The following is a 13,578-nucleotide window of genomic DNA, read 5'->3' on the forward strand; positions in this document are numbered from 1 at the left end:
ACCGGGAGGCCCCATGTCACCGTCCGACGACCGGCTCGCCGGCTACCACCACCGCCGGCAGCGCCGGCTGCGGAGCCTGCCCAGACTGCGGTCCACCGCCACCCGTCCGGACCACCCGGTCTGGTACGTCGCCGACGAACTGCTCGTGGTCGAGGAGGACCGGCGGCACGTGGAGCGTTACCTGACCGGCCACCGCCGGGAGGTGAACGCACTCGGCGACGAGGAGGTCGTACCCGGGCTGCGCCGCTACTTCGCCACCGGCCTCGACGTGCCCGACACCGTCCGGACCGTACGCGGCGGCGCGCCCCGGGGCGCCGCGGTGCTCTGCCCCAACCACGTCTTCCTCGGCACCCCGTTCAACCACGGCGGGCCGTGCGGGCCGCCGGTCCCGGCCGGCGCCGCCGAACTGGCCGGCCGCCCACACGACGAGAACCTGGTCTCGGTGGCCATCGTGGACACCGGCGTGTGGGTCGACAGCAAGCTGCCGGCCGGCTACTACCGGCCCGGTGGCGTCGACGTGGAGACCGAGACCGACGTCGACAACGACGGCCTGCTCGACGGCGACGTCGGACACGCCAATTTCATCGCCGGCGTCATCGTCCGGCACGCGCCCCAGGTGGAACTGAGCGTGCTCAAGGTGCTCGACACGTTCGGTGTCTGCACCGAGGAACAGCTCGTCCGGGCGCTCGGCCGGCTCGACCCGACGGTCCAGATCGTCAACCTCTCCCTCGGCGGCTTCACCGAAGACGACCTGCCGCCGGTCGGGATGCGGGTCGCGCTGGAGAACGTGCTCGCCGTACCGGACCGGGTGGTGGTCGCCGCCGCCGGCAACAACGGCAACCGGACCAGCCCGTTCTGGCCGGCCGCGTTCGCCGGCGCCGGACACCCGTGGAGCGACCGGATCGTCGCCGTCGCCGCCCACGACGGTGCCGCGATCTGCGACTGGAGCAACGCGGGCCCCTGGGTGACGCTGGCCGCCCACGGCCAGGACATCCACAGCACGTTCATCAACCACGACGAGTTCTTCCCGTCCGGCTGGGCGGAGTGGAGCGGTACGTCGTTCGCCACCCCACGGGTGGTCGCCGAGATCGCCGGTCACGTCGCCGCCGGCCGGTCGCCCGTGGCGGCGCTCAAAGAGGTCGTCGCCACCGCCGGCAGCACCTTCGACGGCTACATCGGACTGCCATGAGCATCTCCGTCGACCCCCGCCCCGGCCGGCACCGTGGCCGGGCAGCCACCGCCACCGCCCGGATAGGCTCCGAAGCGATGGACGCCGACCCGAACACCCTCGTCGTGGCGGCGGCCGCCGGCGACCGCGACGCGTGGATCTCCCTTGTGGACCGCTACGCCGGCCTGGTCTGGGCGACCGCGCGGGCCTTCCGGCTCAACGACGCCGACGCCGCCGACGTCAGCCAGGTCACCTGGCTACGCGCCGTCGAACACCTCGACGATCTGCGCAACCCGGCCGCACTCAGCTCGTGGCTGGTCACCACCACCCGCCGCGAAGCGCTGAACCTGCTCCGCCAGCGCCGCACCGGCGCGCTGCCGGACGCCGACGCCCCCGAGGTGGCCGACGACGAGCAGCCGCCGCCCTGGCACGACATCCTCGTCGACGAACGCAACCGCGAACTGTGGACCGCGTTCCGCCGGCTCTCCGCCCGCTGCCAGACCCTGCTCCGGCTGCTCGTCATCGACCCGGCGGGCAGCTACACGAAGGTGGCGGCCGCGCTCGACGTACCGGTCGGCAGCCTCGGCCCGACCCGGGCCCGCTGCCTGACCACCCTGCGCGGCCACCTCGCGCAGTCGGGGGTGGACGGATGAACCCCGCCGAACACCCGGACGACACCGCCCTGCTCGCCGAACTACGCGACATGCTGTGGCGGGTCGACCCCGTACCGGCCCGCGCCATCGAGGCGGCCCGCAACAGCTACGACTGGCGGACCCTCGACCTCGAACTCGCCGCGCTCACCGCCGACAGCTCGCTGGCCACCGCCGACGTCCGGGGCGAACCCGCCCGGCTGCTCAGCTACGAGGCCGGGTCGTGCTCGATCGACGTCGAGGTCGGCGAGGCCGCCGGACGGCTGCGCATCCTCGGCCAGCTGGTGCCGCCGCAGGCGGCCCGGCTCCGCGTCGAGCAGCCTGGCGTGAGCGTCGAGGTGACGGCCGACGAGATGGGCCGGTTCACCGTACGCGACCTGCCGCCCGGCCCGACCCGGTTCGTCGTCGAGCCGGCGGACCCGGCCGCACCCGGGACCGGCGTACGCACCGACTGGGTCCGGCTGTGAACGGATAGGAGGCCAGGCCACCGACCGCGTCGCCGGCGGAGTCAGTCGACGACGGCGGTGGCCTCCACCTCGACCAGCAGATCGGGCTCGCCCAGGGCGGCGACACCGAGCAGGGTGATCGGCTTGACCGGGTCGACCCCCAGTCGCGCGGCCGCCCGGGCCACCCCCTCACCGAGCAACGGCAGCTTGTCGGGGGACCAGTCGACGACGTAGACGGTCAGCTTCGCCACGTCGTCGAACGAGCCACCGATCCCGGCGAGCGCCGTGCCGATGTTGACGTACGCCTGCTCGACCTGGGCGGCCAGGTCGCCCGCGCCGACCGGGTTCCCCTCGGCGTCGCGGGCGACCTGCCCCGCCAGGAACACCAGCCGCGAACCGGTGGCGACGGACATCTGCCGGTACATCTCGGGCTTCGGCAGCCCGTCGGGGTTGATCAGTTCCACGGCCATGGAGCACTCCTCACAGCGGGTACACGACTTGCCTGCTGGCTAAACATAGCACTGCTATGTAATGTTGGGCCATGGTCAGAACGAAAGACCCCGCCATCCGTACCCTGCTGATCGAGCGGGCCGCGCAGATGCTGCGGGCCCGGGAACCGATCAGCCTGCGCTCGCTCGTCGCGGGCACCGGCGTCTCGACCATGGCCGTGTACACGTACTTCGGCGGCATGGACGGCCTGTGGCAGGCGGTGCGACAGGAGGGATTCACCCGGTTGGCCGCCAGACTCGCGACCGTCCCCCTGACCCCGGATCCCGTTCGAGACCTCGCCGCCCTGGGCGCCGCGTACACGTCCAACGCCCTGGCCAACCCCGACCTCTACCGGGTCATGTTCGACGCCGGCTTCGCGCTGGAAGACCCCGCCGCTGCGGACGAAGCGCTGCACTCCCTGGTACGCGCCATCGAGCGGGCCAAGGACACCGGACGCTTCCGCCCCGACGTCAACGCCGTCGCCCTGGCCACCCAGACCTGGGTCATCGGCCACGGACTGGTGTCCCTCGTGGCCACCGGCCCCCTGCCGCGCCAGGCACTCGACCACGGCGCACCCATCCTCACCGCCCTGTTCACCGGTTGCGGCGACGCACCGGACCGGTGCCGCCAATCGGTCGAACTCGGCTGGCACCCGGACTTTGCCCCCGGCACGCCCCAGGAACACCCATCCGCGCCGACCACCGCCGACCCGTGAGCCGCTACCGGCCGAACAAGAGCGCTACCAGCGGTCGGGACGGGCGTGCGCAGCGATCAGCGCGGCCTCGACCCGGTTCCGGGCACCGGTCGTACGCAGGATCGAGGTGATGTGCGCCTTTACCGTGCCCTCCGACAGGAACAACCGGCCGGCGATCTCGGGGTTCGACAGCCCCTCGCCGATGAGGAGCAGCACCTCCTGCTCGCGCGGCGTGAGCCGGGCGAACCGCCGGCCGGCCTCGTCCTGCTCGATGAAGCGCGTGACGACCCGGGAACCGAGCAGCTTGCGGGAGATTGCCGGTGAGAAGAAGGCACCACCGGCGGCGACCGCGTGCACGGCGAGGATGAGCTCACGGGGGTCGCCGGACTTCAGGAGGAACCCGTCCGCGCCGAGCGCGATTCGCCCGCGCGACGTACGCGTCCTCGCCGAAGGTGGTGACCATGAGCACCCGCGGACCACCACCCGTACGCCTCAACCCCTCGAGCGTGCGCAGGCCGTCCATGCCGGTCATACGGATGTCCAGCAGCACCACGTCGACCCGGTGGCCGCGGACGAAGCCCAGGGCCTCCTCACCGCTGGCACACTCCGCCACCACCCGGATCGCGGGGTCCGTCCCGAGGACGCTCGCCAGGCCCAGCCGGATGAGTCGTTCGTCGTCGACGATCAGCACCCGCAGTGCCGCGTCGTCACCGTGCTTGCCGTCGCCGCTCATCCGTGCCCAGCCGAGAGCAGATCTGCGGACACGACCACGCCACCGTCGAAGCAGATCCGGTAGTAGTCACCGGACGCGTCGTCCAACGGATTGGAGGTGACGGCGTAGTAGGAGCAGTCGCCCCCGGCCGGCGGATCGTCATCGCGGTCGAGTTCCCCGGCGGGCAGCAACGACTCGACCTCGACGCGGGCGTCGCCGGGTTCGATGCGGGCGAACACCGCCGGTTCGAGTTTTGCCTCGCGGGCCTGCTGCATGGTCAACAGCTGCACCGCGACCGCGATACAGCCGACGGCGACGACCGGAACCAACGCCGCCGCCCAGATCAGGGCGGTACTGCGCCGCCGCGCCCGCCTCACCTCGTTCGGTGCCTGCCTGACGGATGCCGGCCGGTCGGCCGCCACCGTTCCCTCTCTTGGCAGCATCACCGACAGTGTGAACACGTCGCTGTCGGTCGTCTCGACCGTGCCCCCGGCGAGACGGACACGTTCGCCGAGCGCCAGCAGGCCGTAGCCGACCTCGTCCCCGGTGCGGCCGTACCCGGCCGGCAGTTCGTTGGTGACGACGATGCGCAGCCGGTCTCCCGCGTCGTCGAAACGCACCGTCACCGGCTTCCCGGGGGCGTGCTTGACGGCGTTGGTCACGCCCTCCTGCATGACACGGAACACGGTCGCCGCACCGAACCCGGCCACCCGGGCCGGCGACGGCTGGCCAGCCACCTCGATCACGGCACCGGCGGCGCGGGCATCCGCCATTAGTTCGTCCAGGTCGATGTGCCGATGCCGGGACGCCAGCGCCGGTGACCTGCCGCTGCGCAACACCTCGACCGACGCGCCGAGCCGGGCGACCGCGTCGGCCACCTGCCGGCGCGACGCCGCGATCGAGTCCCGCCTCGACTCCTCGATGCCCGGCTCCAACTCCAACCGGCCCAGGTTCAGCGCCACCAGGCTGAGCGCGTGCCCGAGATCGTCGTGCAACTCCTCGGCGAGCAGCATCCGCTCACGGGCGAGGCGGCCTCCGCCTCGTGGCGTCGTACCCGCTCACCCTGCTCCACGGCGGCCGCCGCCGCCTCCGTTGACGCGCGACGCGCCCGCCAGGCCACCGCCACCAGCCATGGCAGTACGCCGAAGCACACGTCGAGGCCCGCCATGACCAGTACGTCCTGAAGCGACACCGCCGAGACGAGCGGCGCGACCGCACCTGCGACCACAGCGGCCAGGACCGCGAGCCCTCCAAACCGGACACGCCGTGACGACCAGCCACAGAGCGCGGCGACGACGGCCAGCGGAATCACGAACAGTCCGGAAACCGGCGGCAGCACCAGCAGCGCCCCGAAGGCGACGGCGAGCAGGGCGTCCCGATCCCGGCGACCGCCGCCCGGCGGGCGCCTCCGACCAGCAGGCGCGAACGCGCGGAACCAGGAGACCATCAGCCCCATCATCGCCCGTAGGTGGCGCCCGGGGGATCGGACCAGGGATGTGATCACCACCGGCCGTTCTACGACCAGGGTCGTACTCGACCCCGGAATCGAGTCAGAAGTACGGCGCCCGCGGCGCTCCTAGCGTCGAGGCACATGAACCCACCACGCCGAACTCTGCCTGTTCTTGCCCTGGTCACCGGCCTGCTCGTCGTCTTGAGCATCGTCACGTACGCCGCCCGCGACCGGCTCTACCGGACCGTCGCGGGACTCGAACGAAACCCGCCAGAGGCGGTACGCGACGCGATCGACCTGACTGCCAACCAAGGGCTTCTCGTCCTCGTCGCGATCACCGGACTCGTGTCGATCGTCGCGTGGCGACGGGGACGGGACTCGTTCGTCATGCTCGTCTGCCTCGGCGCCGGCACGATCAGCGCCTATCTGACCAGCGAACTCGTCAAGCTGATCGTCCGCGAGGAACGCCCCTGCCGCACACTCGACCTGGCAACGGTCCTCGCCTGCCCGGCCCCGAGCGACTGGTCCTGGCCCAGCAACCACTCGACCATCGCGGCGGCCCTGGCCACCGCCTGCGTCCTCGTCGCCCGCCGAAGCTGGTACGTCGTGGCACCCGTCGCGGCCCTCATCGCGCTGTCCAGGGTCGGCGCCGGCGTGCACTACGCCCACGACGTGACCGCCGGACTTGCCCTCGGAATCGTCGTCACCTGCGCCGTCGGGCTCCTCGGCAACGCCGTCGTACGGCGGCTGTTCGCGCCCTGGTAGGCGCTCGGCACGGATACTGTCCGTACCGACCGGGTCAACTCCAGAGCTTGATCAGCGACAGAGCAACAGCGACAACGACCGACCCGGCAAAGACCACCAGGCCGAGTTGCAGCCGGCGGGTCGCACGACGCAGGAACTGATACCGATAGTTGTGGGCCTGAAGCACCACCCATAGGTTCACGGTTGCCGACTCGCGCTCCCGTCCCAGCGTCTGTTCCACGAACGCAGTGTCGAAGCTGGCGAAGTCGGGAGCAACGCGCATCGTGTCCGAATGCTGGTAGAACAGGCTAACGGGTGGCTCCTGCCCGTACAGTTCCCGCCAACTCTTTCCCGCCAGAAGCGCCTTGGTCGCATAGATCACCGAGAAGACCGAGCAGCCCAGCACCCAGAACGCCCCTATGGCAAGGGCAACCAGGGTCAGCCGTCCGCCCGCGACATCCTGCCCCACCGTATTGGGGAAGAGGATGGCGACGCCACCAATAAGAAGCGCGTTGCCACTTATCAGCAGTGAGGCTCGATTGGCAATCGATGCCCTGAGTGCGTCGTAGCGAAGAATATGCCAACGTGCCGTCTCGATCATCCTTCGAAGATCACTAGCAGTGAGTTCCGGATCGGCAGCGACATCCGTCATAGCGACACCCTACGCAGACTCCGCAACAGACCTGCGCGGCAAAGATCCTTTCGAAGGCCGGCACCGTACAACTTGCCATGTTCGTAGATCGAGGACGACCTGTGGCCCTCTCCGCTTGCGGAGAGGGCGGATGAAGTCCGGGTTCCACGAGTGGATCATGTCGGCGACGGCGTTCTGGTCCGCGCACTTGGCCGGGATTCCGTACCCGCAGGCGCCGAAGTCGCTGACGACGGCCACCCGGAGCACGTCGGCGCGCGGCTGCGCCGGGTCGATGTCGCTGGTGAGCAGTTCGAGACCGGGCGCGTCCACGGCCGCGTTCGCGGTGGGGGCGAGGGCGATCAGGCCGGTCAGGGTCACGGCCGCCGCGGCCGCCGCCGCTGCCAGTCTTCGGGGGACGGGAGTTACCCGCATCAGACGCTCCTTGCTAGCTCAGATGATCGGCACCGTCGTGACGACGCCGATCACCGAACGTAAGCAAGTGCCGTTGCGCCAAGATCGCCCCTTGCCGAACCCTGCCCAGCCGGCGGGTGACCCGACTTGGGCCACGGTTGGCTGATTCGATGGCGGGTAGGGCTGTGAGCTGGGGTGTTGTGTCGGGAGGTACGCACTAAACGGGCCGGGTTCTATCGTGTCGGCTGTGGCGTACGTGCGGACGGTGAGGACGGCGTCCGGGGCGCGGGCGGTGCAGATCGTGCACTCGCAGCGGCGGGGGTCGCGGGATATCGAGCACATCGGGTCCGCTCACACCGATGCGGACCTGGAGTTGCTGAAGGCGGTGGCGCGGCAGCGGCTGGCCGCGGGGCAGGGCGAGTTGGATCTGCGTCTGCCGGGCGGTCCGGCCAACCAGGGCGAGGCGTTGCCGATCACCTCCTCCCGGATGGGGCACCTGCTGGACGCGCTCGGCCGTGGCTACGACGTGTTGGGGTTCGCGGCCGCGGCCGGCCGCGACGAGGTGTTCAAGGCCTTGGTGTTGGCCAGGATCATCGAGCCGACCAGCAAGCTGGACTCCCTACGGGTCCTGGCTGAGGCGGGTATGGACCCGCCGTCCTACCGGACGGTGAAGCGACGGCTGCGTATCTACGCCGGCGCCGGACAGAACCCCGACGACACCGCCCGGGACGGCGACGGCGCCGCTGACCTGGAAACCGGGCAGGTCGATCCCGCTGGCGGGCGGTGGCGGGCCAGGCTGGCCCGTGCCTGCGCCGCGCACGTCGGCTTGGGGCCGGCGACGTTGCTGCTGTACGACGTCACGACGTTGTACTTCGAGACCGACGAGGGTGACGGGTTCCGCGAGCCCGGCTTCAGCAAGGAACGTCGCCTGGAGCCGCAGATCACCGTCGGCCTGTTGACTGACGGGTCGGGGTTCCCGCTGATGGTGCACGCGTTCGAGGGCAACCGGGCCGAGACCACCACCATGCTGCCCGTTCTACGGGCCTTCCTCGACGCGCACCGCCTGGCCGACGTCACCGTCGTGGCCGACGCCGGGATGGTGTCCGAGGCCAACAAACGCGCCATCGAGGCCGCGGGGCTGTCGTTCATCCTCGGCGCCCGCATCCCCGAGGTGCCCTACGTCGTCAAGGTATGGCGCGACGCCCACCCCGACGCCGAGATCCCCGACGGGCACGTGTTCGTCCAGCCGTGGCCGGCCGGCCGCGGCGACAACCGCCGCGACCACACGTTCTTCTATCAGTACAAGGCGGACAGGGCCCGCCGCACCCTGCGCGGGATCGACACCCAGATCGCCAAGGCCGAGAACGCCGTCGAGGGCCGGACCCCAGTCAAGCGGAACCGGTACGTACGCCTGACCGGCGCGACCAAGAGCGTCAACCGGACCCTGGAAGCGAAGAACCGGGCCCTGGCCGGGATCAAGGGCTACGTCACCAACCTCCCGAACCCCGACCCGCAGCAGGTCATCGCCGCCTACAGCCGGCTGCTACAGGTCGAGAAGAGCTTCCGGATGTCCAAGACCGACCTGGCCGCCCGACCCGTCTACCACCACACCCGCGAATCGATCGAAGCGCACCTGACCATCGTGTTCGCCGCCCTGGCCGTGTCCCGCTGGATCGAGAACACCACCGGCTGGACCATCAAACGCTTCGTCACCACCGCCCGCCGCTACCGCACCATCCAGATCCAGGCCGGAGAACACACCATCACCGCCGCCGACCCCCTCCCAAACGACCTCCAAACCGCACTCGACGCCATCCACGGCACGCACTAAATGGCCCAAGCCGGGTCAGGGTCACGGCCGCCGCGGCCGCCGCCGCTGCCAGTCTTCGGGGGACGGGAGTTACCCGCATCAGACGCTCCTTGCTAGCTCAGATGATCGGCACCGTCGTGACGACGCCGATCACCGAACGTAAGCAAGTGCCGTTGCGCCAAGATCGCCCCTTGCCGAACCCTGCCCAGCCGGCGGGTGAAGCGTTCGTGCTGCTCAGGGGGCGTTTCGCTGTCGCGAGAGCGGAGGGTGTGGGATTCGAACCCACGAGGTGGTTGCCCCTTACCCATGGTCCGGACCACGGCGACCAAGGCGCTGACCAGCGTGAACAGCGCATCAAGGTTGGTCGAGTTTCTGTAGTCCCTTGATGGTGTCGCTCACGAAATGCAGCCATGAGTCCAAGAAACGAACGGGCCCGTTTGGATCTAGTTCCTCTAGAAGCCTTCTGCGGTTATAGGGGAAGGCAGCCTGTAGCGACTTCCTGCGCCGACCTGTCGTCTCGGAGGCATCTGCTATCAATTCCTTGAGGAGCGCCTTGGGATCTGCGATTCTTTCGGCCTCCCTGGCGGTAGGTATTTTGAGGCGGACTCGCCCATTTGGATTGCCTGCAACCTCCCTGATCGGCCCCTCGTCCAACACCAGCCAGGCCTCAGTCATCCGTACGGGTACGACCGGGACACGGACGGCGTCTGGCATGACCTCGCTTATCCCGGAACTTATCTCCGAGATACGAGCGTCTCGCCCGGCGTTGTCGGCATCACGGTGAACAAAGACGATGTCGTACCTGCCGCCCAACCGGGCAAGAGCACGAAGCTTGCCGGCGATCGTTCGATCCGTGGTGGGCAGCAGATCAGCAGCGGGTGCGGTCAACTGAACACCGATCCCACACTCTGTCGCGATCCGCTCGATGTGGACGGAGATACCGTCGTCGGTCGAACCTTCTCCAAGAAACACGCCTCTGTGCATCACGCAGCGTCCAAGTCCAGTTTCAACTGGGCTCCAGGGGGAGCAACAAGATACGGAAGGATGTCTGCCTTCGTGTAGGTAGCGACCTCACCACCGGCGCGCCACGTGTCTACCAACGGGTGGAGGACAAGGCCCCGCGCAATCGTGCCGTCTGGAGCCGGGCGGGAACCTACTGAGGCAAAGAGCAAGTGGTCAGGGTTGATCAACTGCACAACAAAGGGTGAGTGTGTGTTGATAACGACTTGGCGGAATGGATTGTCCCCCCCCGGCGCATCTGACGTATCCACCGCCAACTCCTCCACGAGGCGGACCATCGACGGCAGGTTCGCTGGGTGAATACCGTTCTCCGGCTCCTCCATGCAGAAGAGTCCCACAGCCCCGGGGTCCTCTAGTAGTACACATAGCGCAAGGAAGCGCAGAGTTCCTTCGGAGAGGCTACGTGCGGGCAGTCGAAGTCCTGACCGTTCTTCGAGGTACACAGTCAGCAACTCCCGCACATCGTCCGCCACCACCTCGACGCCACGAACCGAGACCCCGGTCAATTCTGCCAGCCGATTTGCGACGCGAGAATAGATCCGCCGGGGGTCTCCCCCAGACTCAGAGGTAGCGATTCTATAAAGCGCACCAGGCAGGTGCCTACCGTCCGATTCCATGAAGCGCGGATCAACAAAGCGGTCCGAAGTACGGAGTGCTGATGGCTCCAAAGCGAGCCGACGCCATGACTGCATCTCACGTCGGGCCGCAAGTATCGTCGGATCGTCGCTCCCGGTCACGGTGCTGACAACCGTTCCCGGCGCACGAGAGGCCGCAGATGGGCGCGGCTTCCCCCGGCTCCCGCCATCTTGATGAATGCTAATTACCGGCTCACCGTGTTCCTCTGATGTAGAGATGAACGCGACGCCACTGCGGCGACCTCGAAGAACATTCGAGCGAAATCGGGCTGCACTGTGAGGGAATCGGATCCGAGAAGGCGCATCACCAATATTTATATGCCGGAGGGCCTCCTTCAGAAGACGGAGTCGGCCAATCCGCTCCAGGCCGACAGCGGCCTGGTAACCGATCTCGAGCTCGTACCTCAGAAACGAGATCGTCGGGCGCGCCACGCGACCGAAATCGTCTTCCACCGTAAGCGGGACGATCATCTCCGCCGCGAAGCGCATCCGGCGATCATTCGCCTCGTAGCCGTTCCAGAACAAATCGCGGGGGTCACCGACCCGCTCGCCATGCACACCTCTCACCTGCTGCGCCGCATCCATCATCGGCATGTCTGACAGCAGGCTCAGGAAATTGATCGCATCGAACACGTTGGACTTGCCGGTGCCATTCGGGCCAGCAATGCACGTGAAGGCTCCGAGCTCGATATCCAAGCCAAGCAGGTTTTTGAAGCCGTCAACTTCCAACCGTGTAAGCATCATGTCTCCTATGCGGGCCTCTGGCAGCGTACCGCCATCGGCCGCCAGGTCAGCGGACGCCGACGACCGGGACGGCTCCGGACTGTCCCAGACAGATATCCAGGAGGCAGGGCGTGTTGCCGAGAGAGCACGAGACTCTGACAGTCGTCACCGGAACGTCCCCTGGTCTGCGTTCACGCTGGTCAGGGGGCGTTTTTGCTGTCGCGAGAGCGGAGGGTGTGGGATTCGAACCCACGAAGAGATTGCTCCCTTACCGGTTTTCAAGACCAGCGCCATCGGCCTCTAGGCGAACCCTCCTTGACCCGGCCCTGCTTGCGCCGACCCGGAGTCGTGCCTAGTGTGCCACGGTCATGCACGCCCCACCCGGAAGGAGGACGCGGGTGCCCACCAGCGTCGAGCGACCGCAGGCGGTCGTGCTGCTCACCGGCATCATGGCCGCCGGCAAGTCGACGGTCGCGCAGGCCCTCGCCGAACGCCTGCCCCGCTCCGTACACGTGCGGGGTGACGTGTTCCGCCGGATGGTGGTCAACGGGCGCGCCGACATGACGCCGGACACCGAAGAGGAGGCGCGGCGGCAGCTCCGGCTGCGGCACACGCTGACCGCGGACGTCACCGACGGCTACTTCGACGCCGGGTTCAGCGTCGTCGCGCAGGATGTCGTACTCGGGGCCGAGCTGCCGGCGATGGTGGCCCGGATCCGGAGCCGGCCGCTGCTGGTCGTGGTGCTCGCGCCGTCGGCCGCGGCGGTCACCGCCCGCGAGGCCGGGCGGCCCAAGGCCGGGTACGGCGACTGGACGCCCGCCGACCTCGACGCCGGGTTGCGGGCCGAGACACCCCGGATCGGGCTGTGGCTGGACACGTCGGCGCAGACGCCGGAGCAGACCGTCGACGAGATCCTGGCCCGGGCCTGGTCCGAGGCGGCCGTACCGGACTGACCGGGGCCGGCCGGACCCGCCGCGCCCAAGCCACGCTGGGGAACCGGTCGACACGCGGGGACGGCGGATCTGCGGTATGACTGGGACGTGCACGCGATCACGATCACCGAGCCCGGCGGCCCCGACGTGCTGGCCTGGACCGAGGTCCCCGATCCGACGCCCGGCCCCGACGACGTGCTCGTCGAGACGGTGGCCGCTGCGGTCAACCGGGCCGACCTGCTGCAACGGCAGGGCCACTACCCGCCGCCGAAGGGTGCCCCGCCGTACCCGGGTCTGGAGTGTTCCGGGGTCGTCGCAGGCACCGGCGAGCAGGTCTGCGCGCTGCTGGCCGGCGGCGGCTACGCGGAGAAGGTGGCCGTGCCCCGGGCACACACGCTGCCGGTCCCGCGCGGGCTGTCCGTCGAGGAGGCGGCGGCGCTGCCGGAGGTCGCGTGCACGGTCTGGTCCAACGTCGTACGGCTGGCCGGGCTGAGCCGGGGCGAGGCGCTGCTGGTGCACGGCGGCGGCAGTGGGATCGGCACGTTCGCGATCCAGTTGGGTGCCGCGCTGGGTGCGACGGTCGTCACGACGGCCCGGCCGGCCAAGCATGCCGCGCTGCGGGAGCTGGGCGCGGCGCACACGATCGACTACACGAGCACCGACTTCGTCGAGGAGGTACGCCGGGTCGCCGGCGGCGCCGACGTGATCCTCGACATCATCGGCGCCGCCTACCTGGACCGGAACGTCCGGGCGCTGTCCACCGGCGGGCGGCTGGTCGTGATCGGGATGCAGGGTGGGCGGAAGGCCGAACTGGATCTGGGTGCCCTGCTCGCCAAGCGTGGCTCGGTCTTCGCCACCGCGCTGCGGTCGCGGCCCGACGACGAGAAGGCCGAGATCGTCCGGGGCGTACGTGAGCAGGTGTGGCCGCTGGTCGAGTCGGGTGCGATCCGGCCGGTGATCGACCAGCGGGTGCCGATGCCGGACGCGGCCCGCGCCCACCGGATCGTGGAGGGCAGCGACCACCTGGGCAAGGTCCTGCTCACCCTCGGCTGAGGGCGCCGCC

17 protein-coding genes and 1 tRNA gene are annotated in these 13,578 nt (G+C 69.2%); 8 read left to right on the top strand and 10 right to left on the bottom strand.

What is annotated here, in order from left to right; translation table 11 throughout:
• Positions 1–13 precede the first annotated feature (13 nt).
• The 3 genes from QCD66_RS35960 (at position 14) to QCD66_RS35970 (ending at position 2,285) form a co-directional block, all read left to right on the top strand.
• On the top strand, positions 14–1,189 hold the full coding sequence (locus QCD66_RS35960) for a S8/S53 family peptidase (RefSeq protein WP_364213528.1): 1,176 nt from the start codon (positions 14–16) through the stop codon (positions 1,187–1,189).
• 77 nt (positions 1,190–1,266) lie between these two features.
• Positions 1,267–1,821 carry an RNA polymerase sigma factor gene (locus tag QCD66_RS35965; protein ID WP_375737060.1) on the top strand — a complete coding sequence of 185 codons (555 nt, stop codon included), beginning with the start codon at positions 1,267–1,269 and terminating at the stop codon, positions 1,819–1,821.
• Positions 1,818–2,285: a hypothetical protein gene (locus tag QCD66_RS35970; RefSeq protein ID WP_364213525.1), complete on the top strand. Its 468-nt coding sequence runs from the start codon at positions 1,818–1,820 to the stop codon at positions 2,283–2,285. The genes QCD66_RS35965 and QCD66_RS35970 overlap by 4 nt, the downstream gene beginning before the upstream one ends.
• Before the next feature lie 41 nt (positions 2,286–2,326).
• Here the strand turns inward: QCD66_RS35970 and QCD66_RS35975 are convergent, their stop codons facing one another.
• On the bottom strand, positions 2,327–2,734 hold the full coding sequence (locus tag QCD66_RS35975; RefSeq protein ID WP_357514081.1) for a RidA family protein: 408 nt from the start codon (positions 2,732–2,734) through the stop codon (positions 2,327–2,329).
• A 71-nt stretch (positions 2,735–2,805) separates the two neighbouring features.
• On the opposite strand from QCD66_RS35975, the gene QCD66_RS35980 reads away from it, so the two are divergent.
• Positions 2,806–3,468, top strand: a complete 663-nt coding sequence (locus tag QCD66_RS35980) for a TetR/AcrR family transcriptional regulator (RefSeq protein WP_375737059.1) — start codon at positions 2,806–2,808, stop codon at positions 3,466–3,468.
• Between the two features lie 24 nt (positions 3,469–3,492).
• On the opposite strand, the gene QCD66_RS35985 is transcribed toward QCD66_RS35980, so the two are convergent.
• From QCD66_RS35985 to QCD66_RS36000, 4 genes are read right to left on the bottom strand one after another with little or no spacing between them, the layout of a single operon-like run.
• On the bottom strand, positions 3,493–3,804 hold the full coding sequence (locus QCD66_RS35985) for a response regulator transcription factor (RefSeq protein ID WP_375737058.1): 312 nt from the start codon (positions 3,802–3,804) through the stop codon (positions 3,493–3,495).
• A gap of 13 nt (positions 3,805–3,817) precedes the next feature.
• Entirely contained in the window at positions 3,818–4,180 is a 363-nt protein-coding gene (locus QCD66_RS35990) for a response regulator transcription factor (protein ID WP_375737057.1), read from the bottom strand.
• Complete coding sequence (locus QCD66_RS35995; protein WP_375737056.1) at positions 4,177–5,172, bottom strand: sensor histidine kinase; 996 nt, start codon at positions 5,170–5,172, stop codon at positions 4,177–4,179. Before QCD66_RS35995 ends, QCD66_RS35990 begins: the two co-directional genes overlap by 4 nt.
• Complete coding sequence (locus tag QCD66_RS36000; RefSeq protein ID WP_375737055.1) at positions 5,112–5,606, bottom strand: hypothetical protein; 495 nt, start codon at positions 5,604–5,606, stop codon at positions 5,112–5,114. The genes QCD66_RS35995 and QCD66_RS36000 overlap by 61 nt, the downstream gene beginning before the upstream one ends.
• A 144-nt stretch (positions 5,607–5,750) precedes the next feature.
• Between QCD66_RS36000 and QCD66_RS36005 the strand changes: the two genes are divergently transcribed.
• A complete protein-coding gene (locus QCD66_RS36005) occupies positions 5,751–6,374 on the top strand; it encodes a phosphatase PAP2 family protein (protein ID WP_357514074.1) in 624 nt (207 codons plus the stop codon).
• Positions 6,375–6,408: 34 nt separating this feature from the next.
• Here the strand turns inward: QCD66_RS36005 and QCD66_RS36010 are convergent, their stop codons facing one another.
• Both QCD66_RS36010 and QCD66_RS36015 read right to left on the bottom strand, forming a co-directional pair.
• Complete coding sequence (locus QCD66_RS36010) at positions 6,409–7,005, bottom strand: hypothetical protein (protein WP_375737054.1); 597 nt, start codon at positions 7,003–7,005, stop codon at positions 6,409–6,411.
• 9 nt (positions 7,006–7,014) lie between these two features.
• Positions 7,015–7,362, bottom strand: a complete 348-nt coding sequence (locus QCD66_RS36015) for a hypothetical protein (RefSeq protein ID WP_407566960.1) — start codon at positions 7,360–7,362, stop codon at positions 7,015–7,017.
• A 325-nt stretch (positions 7,363–7,687) separates the two neighbouring features.
• On the opposite strand from QCD66_RS36015, the gene QCD66_RS36020 reads away from it, so the two are divergent.
• Positions 7,688–9,226 carry an IS1634 family transposase gene (locus tag QCD66_RS36020; protein ID WP_407567276.1) on the top strand — a complete coding sequence of 513 codons (1,539 nt, stop codon included), beginning with the start codon at positions 7,688–7,690 and terminating at the stop codon, positions 9,224–9,226.
• 333 nt (positions 9,227–9,559) lie between these two features.
• On the opposite strand, the gene QCD66_RS36025 is transcribed toward QCD66_RS36020, so the two are convergent.
• The 3 genes from QCD66_RS36025 to QCD66_RS36035 form a co-directional block, all read right to left on the bottom strand.
• On the bottom strand, positions 9,560–10,189 hold the full coding sequence (locus QCD66_RS36025) for a hypothetical protein (protein ID WP_375734266.1): 630 nt from the start codon (positions 10,187–10,189) through the stop codon (positions 9,560–9,562).
• Positions 10,189–11,589, bottom strand: coding sequence for an AAA family ATPase (locus QCD66_RS36030; protein WP_375734267.1), 1,401 nt, complete (start codon positions 11,587–11,589; stop codon positions 10,189–10,191). Before QCD66_RS36030 ends, QCD66_RS36025 begins: the two co-directional genes overlap by 1 nt.
• A 222-nt stretch (positions 11,590–11,811) precedes the next feature.
• Positions 11,812–11,898: transfer RNA gene (locus QCD66_RS36035), tRNA-Ser, on the bottom strand.
• Positions 11,899–11,981: 83 nt separating this feature from the next.
• Here QCD66_RS36035 and QCD66_RS36040 point away from each other — a divergent pair.
• Entirely contained in the window at positions 11,982–12,536 is a 555-nt protein-coding gene (locus QCD66_RS36040) for an AAA family ATPase (protein ID WP_364213505.1), read from the top strand.
• 87 nt (positions 12,537–12,623) lie between these two features.
• Entirely contained in the window at positions 12,624–13,568 is a 945-nt protein-coding gene (locus QCD66_RS36045; RefSeq protein WP_375734268.1) for an NAD(P)H-quinone oxidoreductase, read from the top strand.
• The last annotated feature ends 10 nt before the right edge of the window (positions 13,569–13,578 follow it).

Source organism: Polymorphospora sp. A560, from assembly GCF_045781765.1.
GTDB classification, from domain to species: domain Bacteria; phylum Actinomycetota; class Actinomycetes; order Mycobacteriales; family Micromonosporaceae; genus Polymorphospora; species Polymorphospora lycopeni.

Coding starts and splice junctions, on each gene's coding strand:
- QCD66_RS35965 (WP_375737060.1), top strand. CDS start 1,267: ATGGACGCCGACCCGAACACCCTCGTCGTGGCGGCGGCCGCCGGCGAC.
- QCD66_RS36000 (WP_375737055.1), bottom strand. CDS start 5,606: ATGGTCTCCTGGTTCCGCGCGTTCGCGCCTGCTGGTCGGAGGCGCCCG.
- QCD66_RS36005 (WP_357514074.1), top strand. CDS start 5,751: ATGAACCCACCACGCCGAACTCTGCCTGTTCTTGCCCTGGTCACCGGC.
- QCD66_RS35975 (WP_357514081.1), bottom strand. CDS start 2,734: ATGGCCGTGGAACTGATCAACCCCGACGGGCTGCCGAAGCCCGAGATG.
- QCD66_RS35960 (WP_364213528.1), top strand. CDS start 14: ATGTCACCGTCCGACGACCGGCTCGCCGGCTACCACCACCGCCGGCAG.
- QCD66_RS35995 (WP_375737056.1), bottom strand. CDS start 5,172: ATGCTGCTCGCCGAGGAGTTGCACGACGATCTCGGGCACGCGCTCAGC.
- QCD66_RS35980 (WP_375737059.1), top strand. CDS start 2,806: ATGGTCAGAACGAAAGACCCCGCCATCCGTACCCTGCTGATCGAGCGG.
- QCD66_RS35970 (WP_364213525.1), top strand. CDS start 1,818: ATGAACCCCGCCGAACACCCGGACGACACCGCCCTGCTCGCCGAACTA.
- QCD66_RS36010 (WP_375737054.1), bottom strand. CDS start 7,005: ATGACGGATGTCGCTGCCGATCCGGAACTCACTGCTAGTGATCTTCGA.
- QCD66_RS35990 (WP_375737057.1), bottom strand. CDS start 4,180: ATGAGCGGCGACGGCAAGCACGGTGACGACGCGGCACTGCGGGTGCTG.
- QCD66_RS36025 (WP_375734266.1), bottom strand. CDS start 10,189: ATGCACAGAGGCGTGTTTCTTGGAGAAGGTTCGACCGACGACGGTATC.